Source organism: Brevibacillus sp. GCM10020057 (genome assembly GCF_042683565.1).
GTDB lineage: Bacteria > Bacillota > Bacilli > Brevibacillales > Brevibacillaceae > Brevibacillus.
Map to the genome: position 1 here is coordinate 92,940 of NZ_JBHUJW010000006.1, position 20,639 is coordinate 113,578.

Sequence of the window (20,639 nt, forward strand, 5' to 3'; positions counted from 1 at the left end):
AATCCACTCCTAGACGATGTAGTCTACAAAAACGGACTTGTTGACGCTGGTCAGTGATATTTTGATGCGGTCGTTTTTCTTCAGTTCCTTGCCGCCTTTCATGTCAAGCACGCGGCCGCCCTTTTCGATCCGGCAGCTCGAGCGGTTCTCGATGATCAGCGTATCGTTTTTGCCTGGCAGAAAGATGACTTTATCGGTCTCCGCAAACTCCGGTGCCAGTTGCAGCAGCTGATGGAGCTTGACCTTCCCTTTGAAGCCGCTCAGCTTTTTGTACTGCGGATTGGATTTGTCTCCGGTGTCCTCGTCCACGATCTCGATCGCGACCTGCCCCGCAAAGCCTTTGTTCGCCTTGCGCCAGATCGCGAGCGCGTACAGAACGCCCGCTGCTGCGATCAGCAGAATCAGCGCGCCGCCCGCGATCATCAGCCACGGAAACGGTTTTTCCTCTACATCTGATCCCGTCGCTGTTTGCCCTTTGGAAGTCGCACCTGCACCAGATGAAGCGTCGACGGCGAGCGGCTGCGTCTCGCGGTAAAAGCTGGTGTCCTCTGCCTTGATTTTCAGCTCGTACGAATGGTCGGCAGGAATCTTGAATGTTCCTTCAAAACCTCTGCCCGTATTCGCAAGCGGCATCTCGCTCGTTTTTCCGTCCGTCTTGTCGGTGACGATGAGCGTCCCTTTCATCTGCTTGTACAGGTCAGGGCTGTCCACTTTTTGCCCGTTGCTGACCAAAGCTGCTTTGACAGGCACTTCGTCACCAGCCTGATAGGTCTTGCTCTTGACCGGCTCCATTTCCAGCTGCAGGTCGTAGTTGTAGATCATGTTGATGTCGATCTTTTCCTTGGGCACGCCCTTTACCTGCAGCGACCAGTTGCCCTGCTGCGGCTTCACCAGCTTGAGCATCGTGTACGCGCTCGAGCGGGAGAGACGCACGTCGCCCGACGGAATCGCTGCTTCCTTGCCAGAAGGATCGAACAGCTTCACCTCGACCGACTTTTGCGACATGATCGAGATGTTCGCCTCCAGAACGTTGGCATTCGGAATGTCGATCGGCACTTCCTGGACTTGCCCGTTGGAAGTAAAGCTTTTGATCGGCACGACTTTCAGCTTCAGATGGTTGGCGAAAATCTCGCTCAAAATCTGCGGCAGCTTGTCCGCCGTACTCGTCTCGAAAAATTTCCCGTTCGTCTCGGCAGCAATCTGCTGGAGCGTCGTCCGGTTCAGCTTGCCGTCCGCATTCAGGCCGATAGTATAGATCGGATAGCCTTTGCTCTTCGCGGCCTGCACTGCTTCCTGCAGCCGTTTGTCCGACTGGGCCTCAGAAGCCCCCGCGCTCAGGTAGTTGTTGCCATCTGCCAAAAGCACGATGATCGGCGCGTTGGCCGGGTCATGACCTGCATCGAGAACTTTCACGGCTTCGGTGACGCCGACGGAAATATCCGTGTACGCCCCTTTTTGCAGGCTGTCGATGAACGATTTGATGTCGCTCTTGTCCTGCTCTGTCTTTACTTCGAGCAGGGCCTTTTCCCGCTCGATCTTGTCGGTGTAGGAGATGACCCCGATCTTGTTGCCCTGGATCGATGTCATGTCCACGAACATTTTCATCGCTTCGTTGCTGACTTTGTTTTTGTCGCTCTCGGTCATGGAGTTGCTGACGTCCACAACCAGTACGGCGTCCATGTTGCTTCCGCCGGTTTGCGCAAAACCTGGTTGGGTGCCCGCGAGTACGGCGACCAGCAGCATCGCTGTACATGCCACGTATCGACACAGCACGCTGAATCGTATCATTCTTTGGAACCTCCACTACGCACAGTTTTTGCGAACTATTGCAAGAAAAGGGGGACTATGACACTATTACCACTATATTCAGGGGCAACAGCTTCCCGAAAGACAGTTATGATTGCCTCTATCAGGTAATACGATGCAACTTGTTTATTTGTTACAGATTTCGACACTATCTAAACATAGGAGAAAAAGATGGTAACCTACTTCCTGCTTACTGGTGCTTTTGTCCTACTCGGCATCCGGTTCATCGGGCTGCTTCGGTTGAAGCGGCGGAATCTTTCGGCAAAGGACATCGACCAGCATCTCCACGCCTTGATGAATGAAAAGAGGGAACGGCCATGAGGAAAAAAATCGGGGTGCTGTTCCGCAAGACACGCAAAACCACCTATCGTTTTGAACGCCTGCAGACATGCAAGCACTGCCATACGTATCACGTCCTGTGGGAGACGCATTGCGAGGAATGCGGCAGGGAGTACCAGCCGATCCGCAAGCTGTCTGCAGCCGTGACGCGCCGGTATGTGCAGACGCGCTTTTTGCTGCTGGCCCTGCTCGTCTGTCTCGCCGTCCTCTGCGCGAAGACAGCGGCGCAACTGGCAGCGGCCTGCGGCGTCGGCCTTCTGCTGCTCGGCCTGTTTGTCATGATCCAGAAAAAGTACGGCTCCTATGAACGAGACGCGCAATTTATGTCCTATCTCACGCAGGAGCAGGCCGCGATCAGGCAAGCCCTCGTGCACCATCTGGAGGACGTCGGCCTGGAAGTCAAAGCCGGGAACATCAAGGAGGCGTATGAAAAGACGCGCGAGATCGCGCATTTCATCGACTCCGACACGATCAAGATTCGCAAGATTATGTTTCTGAATCACTTCATTTTGCGCAAAGACATGGAGCTGGAGCTCGATACGCTCGTCCCCTCGACGTACGACAAAGACTTCGTCGCATATTTACGCGAAGTGGTCAAGGTCCAGCCTTCGCTCGTGAAAAAGTCGGTGCTGGAATACGTCAGACGGTACAAGTCGTACATCCTGCTGCAGGAAAACGGCGAGCAGCTCATCGGCCAGGTCCTTGGCGCGGCTCTGCGCATGAAGCCGTACGTCGAGCAGTATCAGGATCTGTTCGTCGAGTTCATCGACTACATTCCCAAAGACCGGCTGCTGCGCCTCGCCAAAATGATCCGCACCCACCGCCGCGCAGGCTGGGAGCTATTGTACGCCGCGACAAAAAAGCGGATAGACACGCAGTATGGGTTTGACCCCGACTTTGCCGGTGTCTTGTAAAGGAGCGAGCGCAGCATGACGATCTCTCCCTATCAAAAATCGCTCTGGTTTCGCAATCTTTTGCTCATGGCAGTCGCGGCTGCACTGATCACCGCTGCCTGGAAAATCGGGGGGAGCCTGCAAAAGATCGAGCTGTATGAGCAGGCTCATGCCTACTACGAAGCAAATCAGCTGATCGCCGCAGAGGAGGCCTTTTCCCGCGCTAACGAATACGCAGGCATCGACTACGGGGATGACGCATGGAACACCTTTATGTCCGGTCTGACCGGCATCCGGCAAGAACTGGAGAGCTTGTCCCGTCAGGCCAAATCCGCGATGGCCGGCAAGCAGGAGGATGGCGTGCTGCAAACCTATCGCCGCTACCAATCGCTCCGGCAAGAGATCGAAAATCGCCGGGACGCGCAAACGGGTATTTTTTTCCAAAGCATTTCGGCGCGTCTCGAACTGGAAAAGGGCTGGAGCGATTACTACGCAGAAGCGATTCGGCAGGCAAAGCAGCAGTTTGCCACCTCGCCGGACGATGCGCAGCGGGCATTGATCCATACGCTCGTCCTCGTTCCCGCCGAATTTTACGGGGGCGAGAAACAGAAGCAGCAAAAGCTGGACGAGCTCTTTCAGCCGCACGAAACGGCGAAGCTGCGCAAACAGGCTGCGTCCCTCCCGTTTCCAGACGTCATCTCCCGCACCGCTCAGCGCATCGCTGTATACAAAAGCGAAGGGATCGCCGCCGAGTGGCTGCAACAGCAGCTCGAGGACTACGCGAAAAAGAAAATCCGCCAGGCCATCCAGCGGCAGGACGTGTCCGGCTTTGCCGCCCTGGCGAAAGCGTACCGGGAAATCAAAGACGTGCTGCCAGCAGATTCAGCCGTGCTGACGACGATCGAGCGCCATTTGGAAAGCCTGATCGAACAGGCGAGCGAGTACACCCGGAAGCATCGCTTTGCGCAAGCAGCCGCTTTGTACCAGGAGCTGGGCGGACTGGTGGACACCTCCACCCTCTTGGCCGATCTGGAAAAGCGTTGGACGCAGGACGATCCGGCCCGTCTTCTCCGCCAAAAATACCCCGACAAAAGATTCGATACCGTGCTCACGGGAAGCGGACATTGGGGCGCCGACGTGTATGCCATCGGGGTGGATGAGAAAGAGCGGCGCATTTCCTTTGCCGCCGCGCTGCCGGAGAGCGACACCCCGGTCTTTTTCGAGCAAGCTCTGGATGGGGCAGGGGATTTCACGCTGACGCTGTCTGAACTGCAGGACGATGAGCATAACCCCATCCTGCTCGTCCAGACAGCAGGCAAAGAACGGGCCTATATGTACATGGGCCTGGTTCCGCAGCTGGCGCAACGCTCGCTGGACATGCGATTCTCCCTGGAGGCAGACGACCTCTCTATCGAAAATGCGACACAAGCGATCGTGAAGAACGCCGCAGGCAAGGGCGAGAGAGAACTGGCTGTATTCCAGCTGGATGAAGACGGACTTGTGTACAGTGAAAAACTCGCCGATCTGCTGCCAGACAAAGAAACTGCGCCAGAACCCGGCGGCACCGACACTTCCCCAGACGGGCCGGGAGACTCAGCGTCTGATTCCCCTGTGGCAGACGTACACACAGGCCCTGGCCATGACTATCCGATCATCGGACAAATCTCGCTGGACAGCTCGCCCCAGATCGTCACGGAGCTAAGCGGCTGGTACCAGATCCGGTTCGACGGCCAGGAAGGCTGGATCGAGGCTCCGCAAACAGAACCATAGGAAAATAAAAAGCTTCAGCGGCAGGCGAAGGGATCGTCCTTTGCCTCGCTACTGAAGCTTGTCTTTCAAGATGGCCTCGCTTTTCGTCAATATATCGAGGTGGTTGGCCTCGACGACGTATTTTTCGCCTTCCAGCGCAAATACGCTCTCCATCATCACGTTTCCGTCCCCCATCTTGCTGTGGATCGCTCCGACCACTCGCCCGTCGACCCACTTCACGGGGGAGGAGGAAGGGACTGTTTTCAAGTACCGAATCGTGCTCTGGCCGATACCTGCGACCAGTGTGACGGGAATCCCTCGCGCTGCAATCACGCCCATCTGGCCGTTCAGCTCATCCAGCACGCGGTTTTTCACAAACATGAACTCGTACGGCACGAACATGTCTACCCCGTCGCGGCGCTCCAGCAAGTAATCGCCGTACGCGCGCGCCGGGACAAGATCGAGCAGGCTGGGAAAGTTCCGATGGATCGCCTCGATTTTGTTGCGGGGAAGCCCGCGCTCCAGATAGGCCAAATACACGTTCATGTACAGCTCCACCACGTTTTTCGTTGGCGAGACGGACGATGGCAGCTTGCCGCCTGCCCAGTAGCAATAGCTGACGGGCGATCCCGCATTAGGCGTAGCCAAAATGATCATCTGCGCCACGTCTCCCTGATAGGAGCTGCCCTGCACATACGCCCGCGCCACAAGTCCCCCCATGCTGTGGCAAATCAGGTTCACGCCAGCCGACCCGGCCGTCTGCTTCGTCCAAGCGATCGTCTGCACGAGCGATTCCGCTGCATAGGTAACGGGCTGCCTCCAGTCATAAAACGCGACGAACAGCTCTTTTCCCATCCGAAAGCCCATGCCCTCCAGCATCGCGATCAGCGGCTCGTAGGCGGTTTTCGCCAGACCGAAGTTCCAGTCTCCGGTCCCCGGCACGATCTGGTCGCTCATCGATCCAAACAGCCCAGGGACAAACACGACGGGTGTCTTTTGCATGTGAAGGTACGCCATGAATCTTTCCTCTCTCTGCTGGTTTCAGAAAAAACCCTCCTTCCTTGCCTATTCCCGAGCGGCTTGGGTGGTTCCGCCCAGCCGCCCTCCGCACCATGAAAAACTATGAAAATGATCCATTCGTCCTCTCCCTCTATCGAAACAAAGCGCTATAATAAACGTCTAACGGTTTAGAAAAATTCACCTTTGCACGCAAAACTAACCTAGTCGGAGGATTCGCAAAATGAAGTTGCGCAAGTGGTTTACGCTTTTGCTCATGCTCGTGCTGTGCATGCCCGCGCTGGGATTGTCCGCACAGGCGCAGGCGGCACCTGAAATCAGCATCTATCTGGACGGGCAACGCATCAATAGCGATGTCGCCCCCTACATACTGCCTCAAGTAAACGTCACCATGGTTCCCCTGCGCGTGATCAGTGAAAGTCTGGGCGCGGAAGTCTACTGGGATCAGGACAAACAGACCGCCACGATCCTGAAAGAAAACACCGTTTTGTCGATGACGGTCAACCAGCCGTACGCATTGGTCAACGAGGGCAGCGTCCCTCTCGATGCTTCGGCCGAAAACAGGCAGGGGCGGGTCATGGTTCCGCTCCGCTTCGTATCGGAACAGCTCGGGCTCAAGGTCGACTGGGAACAGGCGACACGCACCATCACGCTGCGGACAGGAGCGATCGACATCGACTCGCCTGCTGAAAATGAGAGCGACCTGACCAGCCCGCAGCCTGACCCCGTTTCAGTCCCGGCTGTACCTGTTACAACCAACCATTCGATGCGCGGCGTATGGATTTCCACCGTATTCAATCTCGACTGGCCGTCCACCGGCTCTTACGGCAATGCCGCCAAGCAGCAGCAGGAATACGTGCAGCTTTTAGATGAGCTGCAAGGAATGGGCATGAACACCGTCTTCGTGCAGGTCCGCCCATCTGCGGACGCCCTGTATCCGTCCAATCTCGTCCCGTGGTCCAAAGTATTGACCGGCACCCAGGGCAAAAACCCGGGGTATGATCCGCTCGCCTTCATGATTGCCGAGACGCACAGACGCGGCATGGAGTTTCACGCGTGGTTCAATCCGTTCCGCGCCAATACAGATGCCAAGACCGACCAACTGGCGGCGAATCACGTCGTCAAGCTCCATCCGGACTGGATCGTCAATTCCGGCGACAAGCTGTACATCAATCCGGGCATCCCGCAGGCGCGTCAGGAGATTATCAAGGAAATCATGGAGGTCGTCCAGCGCTACGACATCGACGGTGTCCATCTCGATGATTACTTCTATCCGTCCAACGGCACCTTCAACGACGATGCGACGTACAAGACGTACAACAGCAAAAAGATCGCAAGCAAAGCCGACTGGCGGCGCGACAACATCAACCAGTTCGTGCAGCAGTTGAATGCATCGATCAAGAGCGTCAAGCCTGGCGTGGCATTCGGCATCAGCCCGTTCGGCGTCTGGCGCAACAAGGCCGTCGACCCGACCGGCTCGGACACGAAAGCAGGCGTCACTGCCTACGACAACATGTACGCGGACGTGCGCACCTGGATCAAACAAGGCTGGATGGACTACGTGATGCCGCAAATCTACTGGAGCTTCTCGTTCGCTCCCGCCCAGTACGACAAGCTCGTCACATGGTGGTCCGACGAAGTCCGCGGAACAGGCGTCAAGCTCTACATCGGCCACTCCCCGTACAAGCTGGGGACGTCCGAGGCAGGCTGGCAATCCGCCCAGGAAATCATCAACCAGCTCGAATACAACGCCCAGCATCCCGAGGTGCAGGGCAGCGTCTTCTTCAGCGCCAAAGATTTGCGCAAAAACCCGCTGGGCCTGATTCAGGCACTGAGCAGCTACTACAACCGTTAGCTTGCAGACTCACACCAAATAACCCCCGAGCCAGAAGCAGCGCAACAATCGCTGTCCGGCTCGGGGGTTTCCTTTTCGTTTCGTTTTACATTCGATGTTCTACAGGGCAGTCACGCTCGGCCATTCCGGACTATCCTGGTAGTGGAAATTCGGCGACTCCATCCTGTTGTCGTACGAGCTGTGAAAAATGTGCGTAGCAGCAGGCGAAATCGGGGGAATCAGCCACGTCCAGTCGCCGGTTACGGCACGCCCCCGCTTCTTCTCCCGTTCTTCAAAGAGCTGGAACTGCTGGCTGGCCGTATGGTGGTCGACGATCGTGACGCCACATTCCTTGAACGAATGGAGCACAGCCACATTCAGCTCCACCAGCGCCTTGTCCTTCCAGAGCGTCGCTTCCCGGCTCGTGTCCAGCCCCATGATCTGGGCCACACGCGGCAGCATGTTGTAGCGCTGCTGGTCGGCGAAGTTGCGCGCCCCGATTTCCGTGCCCATGTACCAGCCGTTGAAGGGAGCAGCCAAATAGTCGATGCCGCCGATCTCCAGTCGCATATTCGAGACAATCGGGACGCCGTACCACTTCAAGTGGAGGTCGGCGAAGGCTGCGATTTCCGGATGCACGATCGGCACTTCGATCACCAGCTCGCGGGGGATTTCAAAGAACCGCGGCTTTCGCGCACCGATCTGCACGACCAGGGGGAGGACGTCGAAGCGAGTCCCTTCTCCCTTCCAGCCCAGGCTTTCGCACAGCTTGGTCAATTCCACCGAAATCGGGTCGCCCAAAATGCCGTCTTCCGTCTCGTACCCGGCGTAACGGATCAATTGGTGGTTCCAGATGCGCAGCGTCTCCTCGCCCTCCTTGTATGGGGCGAACACGGTAATGGTCGGAAGAATCCTCCCTCCATTGGAAGCGTACTCGATATGGCGAAGGAGCGCCTCGGCCATCTGTTCCTCAGTCTTTGCCTCGCGCGCGTCAAACACATGCAGCGTCTCCCAAAAAAACCGCCCGATGCAACGGTTGCTGTTCCGCCACGCCATTTTGGCACCGTGTCGCAGCTCCTCGGTGGTATGCTCATAGGTTCCCTGTTCAGCAATCGACGCGCGCACTTCCGACAGTCGCTGCTCCATCTCTTGCGGTGTTTTTTCCAGCTCGCCGTAGCACATGCGGATGAAGCGCTCAGCCGCTTCCAGCAATTCATGACGTTCCATAGCGCCCTCTTTTCACACTCATTGTTGTTGCCCTCATTATAATTTTTTGCTGTCATAAAAACCAATCGCGCAGCACATACGTCACAGTTCTGTCAGAAAGCTTCGCCAGCTGCGGGAAAAAGGCCAAAGCCCCAGTTCGGCGGCTTTGACCTTCCTAATCTTTGCATCATCACCGGCTCTGCCCGGCCGCTTCCTCCCGCCGCAGCTGACGCACGGCTGGCACGAAGTACAAGCCGATGCCTACCAGCACGATCAGCACGCCGGAAATGACAAACCACTTTGCCACTCCCAAAAGTTCTGCCATCGGACCGGCTACGAACAGGCCGACAGGGGTCGCGATCAGCATGAGACTGTTGACCATCGCCATGACCCTGCCAAGGACGGACGGATCAATCATGGTCTGGAGCATCACGCCAAAGGGGCCGCCAAACAGAGGACCCGTCACACCCATCAAGCCTGCTATCAGCACAAAGACGACAAATCCTGACGACGGCAAGAGGCCCGAGAACACCAGACCAAGACCCAGCGCCGCGATGCCGCCTGCCATCAGCAGCACGCGGCTTTGCTTCGCCCCCCCAGCTGCCGAACAAAACCGAGCCGATCATCATCCCGATGCCGAACGTAAACTCGACTACTCCGGCATGCCAGGCGCCTCCGCGAAAATGATCCAGCACCAGCAAATTAAATAACGCTCCTACGGGCACATACACGAAGGTCGTCAATCCAATCGCCGCCGTAATCACGACGAGGGCTTTTGACTTGCCCAGCTCGTGAAGTCCCTCCCGCAGCTCGCTCCACATTCCCGGCTTCGCTGCCTCCTCTTGCTCGGCCCGGCGCTCTGGCTGCGGAATGTGCACCAGCAGCAAAGCGGCGCTGGCAACCATCGCTCCGATCACATCGATCAGCAGCACATGCTCCATCGCAAACACGGCCAGCATGAACGCGCCCAGCATCGGTCCGACGACGATCGTCGCGGAAGACAGCAGCTGCGTCCATCCTTGCACGCGCATCAGCTGATCCTGCGGGGCGATCAAAGGAATGGACGCCTGCATCGACGGCATGTGAAACGCCGTACCAAGGGAGCGCAGGCCGAGCACCATATAAATCACCCAGATCGGCGGTTCTCCCAGCCAAAACCATACGGCAAGACCCAGACTCGTCGCCGCAACAAACATATCGGAGGCGATCATGATCCGCTTCCGGTTCCAGCGGTCAACCAACGCACCGGCGAAGGGCCCAATCAACGATTGCGGCAAAAACCCCGCCATCGACGCCATCGTCAACACGACAGCGGACCCTGTCGTCTGCGTCAGCCACCACACGATGCTAAACTGTACAACGGAACTTCCAATCAAGGAAAAAGCCTGACCTGCAAAGATCGTAAAAAAGGTTGGTTTCCAATCAAGACTTTGCGATTTCATCTATACATGCTCCTCTTCGTGGACATTCGTGACTTTGATCTGCTTGGGAAAGCACAAAAAAAGCACGGATAACGTCCCTTCCGAGGGTTGGTCATCCATGCCTAGTCCTTGCACACATATAGAAGCACGCCAAAATCAAGCCTTGTTCTCACCAAGGCTACCCGGTATGCAGTGCTCTTTTCACGTTTCATCACGCAAGCGCAATTTGTAAGCATGGCAAATAACCCATCGAAATCGTGGGAAATGTATCCGTGCCAGCTTAGCGCATGCGTACGATAAACATGAAAAGACCTCCTTGGCTGTGCAAAATGTAGCTCCATCTTACCGTGTATGAGGAAGAGGTGTCAATGGGAGGCGAAGATGACTATCATCTTTGGGATGCGATCTATTTCTTTTTCCAGCCAAAAAGCAACCCGATAATCCCTGCCACCTCACTCAATAGCGCGCAATCAATTAACATTTAGTTGGAAATGATAATTGTTATCGGTTATAATTTTACCGGATTACAGTTAGAGTGGCCATGCTCAAATGCTCTGTTTTGCATAGAAAAAGCGGCCTCTTTTTCAGGACCACCCCGATCACATAGGCGGCGCATTTCCCATTTGCTACCAGTTCGCTTTTTTTGAAAAACTATTGCAATCTGTTGCAAAAACGAGTAAGTTTTGAGTAATTGATAATGATTTTTATTCTCGCCATATAAGCAAACACTTATATCACAAATCATAAGGGGATGTTTTTCGTATGAACAAGAAATGGGTTTATCCTTTGAGCGCGGTGGTACTGGGCTCTTCCCTGATGCTGTCCGCATGCGGCAGCGGCGACGCAGAGAAAAAGCCGGAAGCCGCTCAATCCGAACAGCCTGCTGCTAACAACCAGACAGCTGCACCTGCCGCCTCGACCTCTACTGATGCAGGTACATCCACACCGGATCTGAAAGCTCCGATTGAACAATACCAAAAATGGGTGATCGAGCAGACCGACCTGTTTGTCAAAGCGACAGAGGCCTTCACCAATGCGGTCAAGGCAGGCGACATGGAAAAAGCGAAGCAATTGTACGCTCCTGCTCGCGCTTACTTTGAAAAAATCGAGCCAATCGCTGAATCGCTCGGAGATTTTGACCCGTGGATCGACGCCCGCGAAGGCGATGTTCCAGACAACGAATGGCGCGGCTACCACAAGCTCGAGAAAGCGCTGTGGGAAACCAAGTCGCTGAAAGACATGGATAAAGTAGCCGATCAGCTGCTGCAAGACGTGAAACAGCTGCGCGTCAAAGTCGAAAGCGTGCAAATCGACGTTCCGATGCTCGTCACTGGTGCAGTCGAACTGTTGAACGAAGTCTCCACCAGCAAAGTGACCGGTGAGGAAGAACGATACTCCCACACCGACCTGTACGACTTCGCAGCCAACGTAGAAGGCGCGAACGAAATCTTCAAAGTGCTGAAATCGGCAGTGGAAGCCAAAGACGCTGCACTGGCTGCCGAGATCGAAAGCCGCTTCAAAGCGCTGGACGATGAACTCGCTCCTTATCGCAAAGGCGACGGTTTCGTCCTTTATACAGAGATCAAGGAAGACCAGGTGAAAAAACTGAGCCAGACATTGGATGCCTTGGCAGAACCACTTTCCAAAATGGGAACCATCGTAGGGGGTTAATCGGATGGATACGAAACGTCTCGAAGATATTACCAGCAAGAAACTGACACGTCGAGACGCTCTGAAATTGGCGGGAGTTGGCGGTATTGGCCTTTTGGTCGGTGCGGGCGGCATGCGTGCATTCATGCAGCCCCAACCGTCCGCCGCGAGTGTCGATGCTTCTGTGGATTCAGACGCTGTCAAGGGGATCGTCCCTTTTTACGGAAAGCACCAATCCGGGATCATTACGCCTATGCAGGACTTTATTTGCATGGGCGCTTTTGATGTAACAGCGACGGCGCTCGCAGACGTGCGCAAACTTTTTCAGAGCTGGACCGTTGCAGCTGCACGGATGACCGAAGGCAAAAATGTCGATGACGAGAGCGACAACCCGCTCATGCCCCCTGTCGATACGGGAGAGGGCATGGGGCTGGCTCCGATGAAAATGACGATTACGTTTGGCCTCGGTCCTTCCTTCTTTGATGAGCGCTTCGGCCTCGCAGGCAAGAGACCTGCCCCGCTGGTCGACCTGCCCCACTTCAACGGCGACGATATTCGCAAAGAATGGTCTGGGGGCGATATTGTCGTCCAGGTCTGCGCGAATGATCCGCAAGTGGCGTTCCACGCGATCCGCAACCTGTCCCGAATCGCTCGCGGCAAGGCTGTCCTGCGCTGGCTTCAAGACGGCTTCCAGCGCACGAGTGCTGCCGACCCGACAGGTTCGACGCCGCGCAATCTGATGGGCTTCAAGGACGGCACGAACAATCCCCCGATGACCGGCTCTGCTCCGGACGAGATCGTCTGGGCGCAAGCCTCCGATAATCCGGCCTGGATGGCGGGCGGTACGTATATGATTATGAGAAGAATCCGCATGCGCATTGAGGTATGGGACCGCTCGAACCTGAAGGATCAGGAGGCCACATTCGGCAGACACCGTCAGACAGGCGCTCCGCTCGGCAAATCCGGAGAGTTCGATGATCTGGAGCTGGATCGCAAGGACAGCAGCGGCAATCCGGTCGTCCCGGCCAACTCCCATGTGGCGCTGGCGCATATGGAAGGAAAAGTGAAAATTTTGCGTCGCGGCTACTCCTACTCCAGCGGCATGGATTTGAAAACGGGACAGCTGGATGCCGGGCTGCTGTTTGTCTGCTTTAACCGCGACCCGCGCAAGCAATTCATTCCGATGCAGCAAAAGCTGGCGGCCGCAGATGCGCTCAACGAATACATCACCCACGTCGGAAGCGGTATTTTCGCCTGTCTCCCCGGAGCGAGCGAAGGCGGATATATCGGAGACACGCTATTTTAATTTCCAATGAGGGATGGAGTGAACATCTTGAATCGCTACTTGCTCGTCATCTGTCTGGCCTTGCTGCTGCTCCCTGCGAATCTGGGAACTGTCAACGCGGCTCCGCTGCAAGCAGACCAGCTCAAGCAGATCATCGCCTTTTCCAGCGATGCCTTGATTAGCAGCGGAGACCAAAACTGGGAAGAAGTGAAAAAGGCGATCAGCGGCATGAAAGCGATCTGGGACGGCCAGGATGACACCTCGGCTGAAGCCCAGGCGTTGACCGCTGCCCTGTCTTCGGCCCAGCAGGCCATCGCTTCTGTCGATGCCGATCCGCAAGCGGCGCGGGCAGCCATTTCCCAGCTCGCCAAGGCGGCGGACCGTTACGTCTCTTCCAAGGAAGCCTCGAATCAGCCAGGGGAAAAAGCGCACAAGCAAATGGCTGCGCTGCTGCCTCACCTGAAAGAGAGCATGAAAGCAATAGACGCAGGCGACGTCGCTGCAGCGAAAAAAGCGTACAACAGCTTCGTCGCCGGCTGGTATAAAGCCGAGAGCCTCGTTCGGGCAGAAAATGTCCAGGTGTACGGAAAAATGGAGGTCAAAATCAGCGGGGCGCGGATCGCGCTGAACACCGAACCGCCTGAGCCTGTCAAAAGCAAAGCCAAGCTGCAGGATTTGACTGACGCTGTAGAAGATTATCTCTCGGGGAAGGCAGCCGCCAATGCTGCTCTCTCCACCGACTCCGGAGACCAGCCGTCGATTGCTTCTCTGCTGGACCTGCTGGACTCGGTGACAGCCGACATCCAAAACAAACAGGCTGACAGCGCCGCCGACAAAATGGATACCTTCATCGCCACCTGGCCATCGGTAGAAGGCGTGGTCATGACGAAATCGCCCGCGACGTACAGCAGCATCGAGACGAAGATGGTGTCTGTGCCGACCTTGATTTTGTCCTCACCGCCCGATTGGGAGAAGGCAGCCGCCTTCATTGCGGAGATGAAGTCCGAACTGCAGCCATTTGCCGCCTCGTCCTCCTACACGGCCTGGGATGCCGGACTGGTGCTGTTTCGCGAAGGTCTCGAAGCCATTCTGATCATGGTCTCCCTGCTGACGTTCCTGAACCGTTCGGGCAACGCCGACAAGCGCAAGTGGATCTGGTCCGGCGCCGTAGTCGGGATCGTCGGCTCTGCCCTGCTCGCTATCCTGCTTGGCATCGTCTTCTCCAACCTGTCGACCGGCAGCTCCCGCGAGACGATCGAAGGGGTCACCGGCCTCGTCGCTGTACTGTTCATGTTGACGATCGGCGCCTGGCTGCACAAGCAATCCAATCTGCAAGCCTGGAACCGCTTCGTGGAAAGGGCGATCGGCGATTCGCTGGCCAAAGGCACCTTGTGGTCGCTCGGCTTTACCGCTTTTCTCGCTGTCATCCGCGAAGGGGCGGAGACGATCATTTTCTACATGGGGATGGCCGCTTCCATCCGCATGACCGACCTGATTCTCGGCATCACCGGCGCACTCGTCGTACTGGCGATCATCGCTTTTGCCATCATCAAGCTGAGCACACGCATCCCGATCCGTCCATTCTTCCTGATCGCGAGCCTCTTGCTCTACTACATGGCTTTCAAGTTCATCGGTGCGAGCATTCACGCTTTTCAGGTCACCGGCAGCCTGGCTGCGCACAGTTCGGACTACTTGCTGGACATCCCGAATCTCGGCATTTACGCAAACTGGGAGACGACCGTACCGCAACTGGTCGTTCTGGCCATCGTCCTCGTCAACTTTTTGCGCCACACGGGCAAACAGCCGCCCAGACCTTTGCCGAAAACTACCTGATCGCACGAAATACAGCCGCCTTGCCTGATTTCACTAAAGGGCAAGGCGGCTTTTTCATGCAAAAACCCCGTAAACAGGCGCATCAGGCATGGAGCGCGTCCATGCCTTTCTCGTGACCGCACTGTATCAGAAGCGGTCGGGGAACTGCTTGATGATGCCGTCCGCGAGTACATCGGCCAGCTTCATGATATGATCGATTCCTTTGTCATAAGCGGCAATGTCTGCGTCCCAGTCTTTCTGGATTCGGGTCGTAACCGCATCGGAAACGAGCTGCAGGTGCCTATGTAACAAATCGCGCAGTTCGTTCAGCGACCAGTTCGTATTCAGGCCGCTGAGAAGGTTGGCCATATTGTCCGCATTTTGATACCAAACCGTATTTTGCTTTTTAAGTTCCGTCTGGTTCCCGCTTTTGGCAGCCTCCAAAATTTTCCCCGCAATGAGGATGTGATCCTTCAGCAGCTTCGCCAGCTGATTGCCGGCTTCTTCTCCATAGTAGGGCTTGATCGCGTTGCCGATGTCCGTCTGGTTTTGCAGCAGCCGCGCCAGCACCTTGCTCTGGTCAGGCTGCCCACCGACCGCGCTGACGATGAAATTCCGGGTCCAGGTGACGTGATCCGACCACAGCCTCCGCATATCGAACTTGAGCTTTACCCCGGCAGGACTGATACAATCCGTTTGCTGAACCACTCCGCTGCCTTCCTTCGCCTTCAGTACGATGGGAGAACTGAACAGAGCGAGACACATCAGCAGCAGCAACATTTTTTTGACATTTGCGCTCATACTTGCTCCTCCTTGATGGTATGGGTATCCAGCTGGGTGACTCTGTTAGTGTCTGCTGTCTTTTACACTCCCATTCCTGGTTCGGGCAAATTTCCCATTAATCTCATTTCGGAATGGATCACGCCAACGCGTCCCTTTTTGGCTCAAATACGATCTCCTTCAACAGAACGTCTCTCTCCCATTCTCCCGTCATACCCCATTCCCGACAAAGGCGAAAGCCAGACATGTCCGCAATCAGTCTCGGGATAATTTCCAGTCTTGTACATCTTTCCCTTTATCGTCTATATTTTGAATATACATACTTCCCGAAAATATTGGCCTGATAGGTGATTTCCATGAAGATCACAGCGAATATCCCCTCGATTGCCGCCCCGCTGCCAACGGAAACGCGCATTGTCAAAGCATCGCCCAACGAAACTTTGCAGCAAGAATGGTACGAGATCGCGCTCGCCAAATCGGACGCGATCGAAATCCACATCAACAATCTGACACACCACGAATCCAGCCTCGAGGTGTATGACTCGGGAGGAGTACGGCTCGCCGCCGCCGCTTGGGTCCCCGATGCCCCGCTCATTTTGCCGTTCTTTCCCGCCGAGGACGGACGCTATCTCATCAAGCTGACCGTCGGACCTGATGCGGACCCCGATCACACCTACCACCTGTTCGTCGACAAGTACACCCGCCTGTCCGGAACGATCGCCGGCTCCCTGTCGCTGTCCGCCAGCAACAGCCCGTATCTGCTCGGACCGCAAGACGTCGTGATTCCGGCAGGCAGCTGCCTGACCGTAGAAGCGGGGGCAACCATCAATGTTCGGGGAACAAGCAGCCTCGTCGTAGAAGATGGGGGAGTCCTCTATCTCTGCGGCGAAGCGACCCGCCCCATCACGGTGATCGGAGCTACAGGCGATCCCGCCAGCCACCAGTGGAACCAGCTGCACACGTCCTCGCAGGCACAGACCGTCATGTCACATCTCATCATCCAGTACGACAACGACGAGAACGGCGCAGAATTCCTCTCCTCGTCCGCACCGTACGTATCGGCATCTGCCGCTTGGGTCCCCGAATCCGCAGCGCGCATCGACGAGGCTGCGCTGTGCCAGCGGGCAAGCATCATCCCGCCCGCATCGCGGCTGGAATACATCAAAAGATGGTTCCAACAGGCCAGCCCTTATCACTTCAGCTTCCTCGAAGAGCTCCTGCCTTTTGAGCTGTACTTTGGCAATGATGTCACTACGTTCGTCGACTGGGAGATGGACAGCGACCGCATCAGCGCCAAACGGTTCGAGGTCGGCCAGATGAACTACTGGGATTTCGTCAACGGCAATTTCGCCAGCGACCTTCTGGAAGCCGCCGATCTGTTTGCGGGCAAACAGAGCAGTCCCGAGCCCCGGATTCAGCGCCTGATCGATTTTCTGTCCATCGGTCAAAACTGGCGCCAAGCGCACGGCTACTTCAAGTGGTACGACCTGCTGAACCCGTTCAACCGGGAAGGAGAGGCATTTGAAAAAACGTTCGAGCAGATGGCCTCCGCCTTCTGGCTGGGGCACAATACGTCGATCATCTACTGGGACAAGGTCGCCCGTGAGATCGGCCTTTGGGATAAGGAAGACGAGCTGGAGCAGCAATTTATCAATTCCGTCATCATCCGCGTCCATTTCGCCGCTGACTTGCCCTTCACGATCCCGGGCTACGGAAACAACATCCCGCCCGTCGGCTTCATCGGTATCACCATCAACCACGGTCCGCTGCGCTATCCCAGGCAGTACCCGATCCCCGCGCCGGAACACAAGGTGAACTGCGGCACACTGTCGGTGGCATCCTACCTGAAATTTTTCATCGATACGCTGCTGCACAACAGGACCAACCCCCTTTACACGTGGTGGATTCCAAGTCAGGCAGATCAGCAACTGTTTGGCCTGCTTCAGGAAAAGGGAATCTCCATCGACTCGCCTCCGGAGGATTGGGACCGGGAGTTCATTCAGCCCTCACAGAAAACGCTGGAAGAAATCCGGCAATACTATTTGGCCCATGCGTGCACACAAACAGACCCGACTGCGTGATGAGCGCAATCGGGTCTGTCTGCCGTCAGTCGAGCTTGAGCTTGGCGAGCGCGTCCCGGAGTGCCGAGTTCAGGCCCTCGGACGCTTCCTTCTCCTGCCCTTTCAAATACTTGGCTACTTCCTTTTTGGAAATTTTGCTGCCCTTCTCCTTTTCCCGTCTCTCCTGGAAAGTCGACAGCTTCTCCCGGTGTCCGCAGGCGCACACGAAGGTCTGCTTCTCGCCCTGCCCGTGCAGCTCCATGCGCTTGTGGCATTGCGGGCAGCGGGCATTCGTCTGCCTAAAGAGACTTTTGCGATAGCCGCATGCGCGATCCTGGCAGACCAGCATTTTGCCCCGCTTGCCGTTTACCTCCAGCAAAAACTTGTTGCATTCCGGACAACGGGTGCGCGTCAGGTTGTCGTGGCGGAAGGTCTGCTCGCTGTTTTTGATCTGCTGGACCACCGTTTTCGCGTAGTTTTTCATCTCGCGAATAAACGCCTGCTTGCCAAGGGCTCCTTTGGCGATCGCCCCCAGCTTCTGCTCCCACTGGGCGGTCAGCGTCGGCGACTTCATTTCGTCCGGAACCAGCTCCAGCAGTTGCTTGCCTTTGGCCGTCACGAAAATATGCTTGCCGCGCTTCTCGAACAGAAAGCTGTTGAACAGCTTCTCGATGATGTCCGCCCGAGTCGCTACCGTGCCCAGCCCGCCCGTCTCGCCGATTGTTTTGATCAGCTCCTTGTTTTCGCCTGCCATGTACTTCGCCGGGTTTTCCATGGCGCTCAAGAGAGTAGCTTCCGTAAACGGCTCCGGCGGCTTCGTCTCTCCCCTGGTCTGGGCGACGGCGCTGATGCGCAGCCGATCTCCTTTGGCGAGAGCAGGCAGCAACTGCTCCGCCACGCCGTCCCGCTCGTCCTCGTCCTCTGCCTCGTGATCGTACACTTCCTTCCAGCCTTTGGCGAGCACCGTTTTTCCTCTGGCGATGAACGTCTCGGTGCCCAGCTTCGCGTAGACTGTCATTTGCTCGTATTCAAAGGCCGGGAACAGGACGGCGAGGAAACGCTTCACGATGAGATCGAAAATTTTCCGTTCCTTGTCGCTTAAATCCGACAGCAGAATCGACTGCTCCGTCGGGATGATGGCGTGGTGGTCGGACACCTTGCTGTCATCGACGAACGACTTGCTGGCTTTGATCGGCGCACGCAAGATTTTTGCCGCAAACGGCGCATATGGCTTCATCTGCACTGCCTTGACCCGATCCGGCAATGTCTCCACGATGTCGGACGAGAGGTAGCGCGAGTCGGTCCGCGGATAGGTCACGGCCTTGTGATGCTCGTAGAGGCTTTGCATAATGGAGAGCGTCTCCTTGGCCGAATAGCCGAACAGTCTGTTGGCGTCCCGCTGCAGCTCGGTCAGGTCGTACAGCTGCGGGGCAAAGCTCTTTTTCAGCGTCTTGGCCACATCGGTCACTTCGGCGCTCGTCTCCGCCTTCAGCGCAGCCAGCAGCCGGTCCGCTTTTTCCTGGGAGAACGTCCGGATGTCCTTCGTCTGCTGGTCCTGCCACTGCAGCCGGATGTTTCCTTCTGCCGTCGCCGTCAATCCGTAGTACGGCTTCGGCGTAAACTGGCGGATTTCTTCCTCCCGCTTCGCCACGATCGCCAGCGTCGGCGTCTGGACACGCCCGCAAGAGAGCTGGGCATTGTATTTGCAGGTCAGCGCACGGGTAGCGTTGATCCCGACCAGCCAGTCCGCTTCTGCCCGCGCCGCTGCGGAGGCGTACAGGCTTTCATAGGCTTTGCCGTCCTTCAGGTTGCGGAAGCCTTCCCGGATCGCCTTGTCCGTCACCGAGGAGATCCACAGCCGCTTGATCGGCTTGTTCACCTGCGCCATCTCGATGATCCAGCGCGCCACCAGCTCTCCTTCGCGCCCGGCGTCCGTCGCAATCACGATCTCCTTGACATCGCTTCGCCGCATTTGCTGCTTCACCGCCTGAAACTGCCTGTTGCTCTCCCGGATGACGACCAGCTTCAAGGGAGACGGCATGATCGGCAAATCCTCGATTTTCCACGTGCTGTATTGCTGCCCGTATACCTCGGGGTCGGCCAGCGTGACGAGATGCCCCAGCGCCCACGTCACGATATAGGTATCGCCTTCCAAATATCCGTTTCCTTTTTTCTGACAGTGCAGGACGCGCGCAATGTCCCGCCCTACCGACGGTTTCTCCGCCAGCACCAATGTTTTGCTCATGTAAGACACCCTTTCCACCCATCTGACGAAACCAATAGTTCTATTCTAAACAAAAAACAGGCGCTCAGGGCATACTCAGTGTGATTGTTGCGTTTTTACAATGTGCCCCACTACCCGCTATTCCTGCTATATTCTTTTTTGTAGCACGAATGTACACCTCCTATGAATGTATAAAAACCGAGATATAGACTCGGTTTTTATACATCGCATCCAGTTCTGTACAGTATCCTTAACGGTCCCAGCTTATTTTAATATCCAGTAACCAAAGATGAGCTATCATTTCCCGGCATCCGTAATCTACTAGAGAGATTCAAGATTCGCATTAGACCGGGGTGCAAACCGGCTACATAACCACGAAAATCTGCGATAGAGGAAGAACAAGCGCGTTTTACGGTGAAGAGCTAAAAAATTGAGGGTTGGTTTTGATCCCAGTTGTTTTATTGTATGTATATTAATACCATATATTATAAAGTATTGGGAGATGAGGAATATTGAATAAACTCTTGTCTGCTCTGTTAACGCCAATATTTTTATGTATGCTG

At 56.0% G+C, this 20,639-nt stretch carries 15 protein-coding genes; 8 read left to right on the plus strand and 7 right to left on the minus strand.

Features of this window, described 5'->3' with window-relative positions; all coding sequences use genetic code 11:
• Positions 1-9: 9 nt before the first annotated feature.
• On the minus strand, positions 10-1,788 hold the full coding sequence (locus ACFSO0_RS02210; RefSeq protein ID WP_376875703.1) for a vWA domain-containing protein: 1,779 nt from the start codon (positions 1,786-1,788) through the stop codon (positions 10-12).
• Positions 1,789-1,977: 189 nt separating this feature from the next.
• Here ACFSO0_RS02210 and ACFSO0_RS02215 point away from each other — a divergent pair, with 189 nt between their 5' ends.
• From ACFSO0_RS02215 to ACFSO0_RS02225, 3 genes are read left to right on the plus strand one after another with little or no spacing between them, the layout of a single operon-like run.
• On the plus strand, positions 1,978-2,127 hold the full coding sequence (locus ACFSO0_RS02215; RefSeq protein ID WP_376875706.1) for a hypothetical protein: 150 nt from the start codon (positions 1,978-1,980) through the stop codon (positions 2,125-2,127).
• Positions 2,124-3,059 (plus strand): hypothetical protein, encoded by a 936-nt coding sequence (locus ACFSO0_RS02220; protein WP_376875709.1) that lies wholly within the window; start codon positions 2,124-2,126, stop codon positions 3,057-3,059. Before ACFSO0_RS02215 ends, ACFSO0_RS02220 begins: the two co-directional genes overlap by 4 nt.
• Before the next feature lie 15 nt (positions 3,060-3,074).
• Positions 3,075-4,808, plus strand: a complete 1,734-nt coding sequence (locus ACFSO0_RS02225) for an SH3 domain-containing protein (protein ID WP_376875712.1) — start codon at positions 3,075-3,077, stop codon at positions 4,806-4,808.
• Positions 4,809-4,856: 48 nt separating this feature from the next.
• Here the strand turns inward: ACFSO0_RS02225 and ACFSO0_RS02230 are convergent, their stop codons facing one another.
• Entirely contained in the window at positions 4,857-5,804 is a 948-nt protein-coding gene (locus ACFSO0_RS02230) for an esterase/lipase family protein (RefSeq protein ID WP_376875715.1), read from the minus strand.
• Positions 5,805-6,027: 223 nt separating this feature from the next.
• Between ACFSO0_RS02230 and ACFSO0_RS02235 the strand changes: the two genes are divergently transcribed.
• On the plus strand, positions 6,028-7,659 hold the full coding sequence (locus tag ACFSO0_RS02235; protein ID WP_376875718.1) for a family 10 glycosylhydrolase: 1,632 nt from the start codon (positions 6,028-6,030) through the stop codon (positions 7,657-7,659).
• A 99-nt stretch (positions 7,660-7,758) separates the two neighbouring features.
• On the opposite strand, the gene ACFSO0_RS02240 is transcribed toward ACFSO0_RS02235, so the two are convergent.
• The 3 genes from ACFSO0_RS02240 to ACFSO0_RS02250 all read right to left on the minus strand — a co-directional run bounded on the left by ACFSO0_RS02240 (position 7,759) and on the right by ACFSO0_RS02250 (position 10,286).
• The gene (locus ACFSO0_RS02240) at positions 7,759-8,865 is read right to left on the minus strand and encodes a nitric oxide synthase oxygenase (protein ID WP_376875721.1); all 1,107 of its coding nucleotides are present in this window, start codon (positions 8,863-8,865) and stop codon (positions 7,759-7,761) included.
• A gap of 169 nt (positions 8,866-9,034) precedes the next feature.
• Complete coding sequence (locus ACFSO0_RS02245; protein ID WP_376875724.1) at positions 9,035-9,262, minus strand: hypothetical protein; 228 nt, start codon at positions 9,260-9,262, stop codon at positions 9,035-9,037.
• Positions 9,255-10,286 (minus strand): MFS transporter, encoded by a 1,032-nt coding sequence (locus tag ACFSO0_RS02250; protein WP_376875727.1) that lies wholly within the window; start codon positions 10,284-10,286, stop codon positions 9,255-9,257. Before ACFSO0_RS02250 ends, ACFSO0_RS02245 begins: the two co-directional genes overlap by 8 nt.
• A gap of 741 nt (positions 10,287-11,027) precedes the next feature.
• Here ACFSO0_RS02250 and efeO point away from each other — a divergent pair.
• From efeO to ACFSO0_RS02265, 3 genes are read left to right on the plus strand one after another with little or no spacing between them, the layout of a single operon-like run.
• Positions 11,028-11,936, plus strand: coding sequence for an iron uptake system protein EfeO (efeO, locus tag ACFSO0_RS02255; protein ID WP_376875730.1), 909 nt, complete (start codon positions 11,028-11,030; stop codon positions 11,934-11,936).
• 4 nt (positions 11,937-11,940) lie between these two features.
• A complete protein-coding gene (efeB, locus tag ACFSO0_RS02260; protein WP_376875733.1) occupies positions 11,941-13,221 on the plus strand; it encodes an iron uptake transporter deferrochelatase/peroxidase subunit in 1,281 nt (426 codons plus the stop codon).
• A gap of 18 nt (positions 13,222-13,239) precedes the next feature.
• Entirely contained in the window at positions 13,240-15,033 is a 1,794-nt protein-coding gene (locus tag ACFSO0_RS02265; RefSeq protein WP_376875736.1) for an FTR1 family iron permease, read from the plus strand.
• Positions 15,034-15,159: 126 nt separating this feature from the next.
• Here the strand turns inward: ACFSO0_RS02265 and ACFSO0_RS02270 are convergent, their stop codons facing one another.
• Positions 15,160-15,813 carry a glycosyltransferase gene (locus tag ACFSO0_RS02270; protein WP_376875739.1) on the minus strand — a complete coding sequence of 218 codons (654 nt, stop codon included), beginning with the start codon at positions 15,811-15,813 and terminating at the stop codon, positions 15,160-15,162.
• Positions 15,814-16,148: 335 nt separating this feature from the next.
• Here ACFSO0_RS02270 and ACFSO0_RS02275 point away from each other — a divergent pair, with 335 nt between their 5' ends.
• Positions 16,149-17,873, plus strand: a complete 1,725-nt coding sequence (locus ACFSO0_RS02275) for a hypothetical protein (RefSeq protein ID WP_376875742.1) — start codon at positions 16,149-16,151, stop codon at positions 17,871-17,873.
• 25 nt (positions 17,874-17,898) lie between these two features.
• Here ACFSO0_RS02275 and ACFSO0_RS02280 read toward each other — a convergent pair whose 3' ends face one another.
• Complete coding sequence (locus tag ACFSO0_RS02280) at positions 17,899-20,097, minus strand: DNA topoisomerase III (RefSeq protein ID WP_376875745.1); 2,199 nt, start codon at positions 20,095-20,097, stop codon at positions 17,899-17,901.
• Positions 20,098-20,639: the final 542 nt, after the last annotated feature.

Coding starts and splice junctions, on each gene's coding strand:
- ACFSO0_RS02245 (WP_376875724.1), bottom strand. CDS start 9,262: ATGATTGATCCGTCCGTCCTTGGCAGGGTCATGGCGATGGTCAACAGT.
- ACFSO0_RS02230 (WP_376875715.1), bottom strand. CDS start 5,804: ATGGCGTACCTTCACATGCAAAAGACACCCGTCGTGTTTGTCCCTGGG.
- efeB (WP_376875733.1), top strand. CDS start 11,941: ATGGATACGAAACGTCTCGAAGATATTACCAGCAAGAAACTGACACGT.
- ACFSO0_RS02220 (WP_376875709.1), top strand. CDS start 2,124: ATGAGGAAAAAAATCGGGGTGCTGTTCCGCAAGACACGCAAAACCACC.
- ACFSO0_RS02270 (WP_376875739.1), bottom strand. CDS start 15,813: ATGAGCGCAAATGTCAAAAAAATGTTGCTGCTGCTGATGTGTCTCGCT.
- ACFSO0_RS02235 (WP_376875718.1), top strand. CDS start 6,028: ATGAAGTTGCGCAAGTGGTTTACGCTTTTGCTCATGCTCGTGCTGTGC.
- ACFSO0_RS02240 (WP_376875721.1), bottom strand. CDS start 8,865: ATGGAACGTCATGAATTGCTGGAAGCGGCTGAGCGCTTCATCCGCATG.
- ACFSO0_RS02275 (WP_376875742.1), top strand. CDS start 16,149: ATGAAGATCACAGCGAATATCCCCTCGATTGCCGCCCCGCTGCCAACG.
- ACFSO0_RS02210 (WP_376875703.1), bottom strand. CDS start 1,788: ATGATACGATTCAGCGTGCTGTGTCGATACGTGGCATGTACAGCGATG.
- ACFSO0_RS02280 (WP_376875745.1), bottom strand. CDS start 20,097: ATGAGCAAAACATTGGTGCTGGCGGAGAAACCGTCGGTAGGGCGGGAC.
- efeO (WP_376875730.1), top strand. CDS start 11,028: ATGAACAAGAAATGGGTTTATCCTTTGAGCGCGGTGGTACTGGGCTCT.
- ACFSO0_RS02215 (WP_376875706.1), top strand. CDS start 1,978: ATGGTAACCTACTTCCTGCTTACTGGTGCTTTTGTCCTACTCGGCATC.
- ACFSO0_RS02225 (WP_376875712.1), top strand. CDS start 3,075: ATGACGATCTCTCCCTATCAAAAATCGCTCTGGTTTCGCAATCTTTTG.
- ACFSO0_RS02250 (WP_376875727.1), bottom strand. CDS start 10,286: ATGAAATCGCAAAGTCTTGATTGGAAACCAACCTTTTTTACGATCTTT.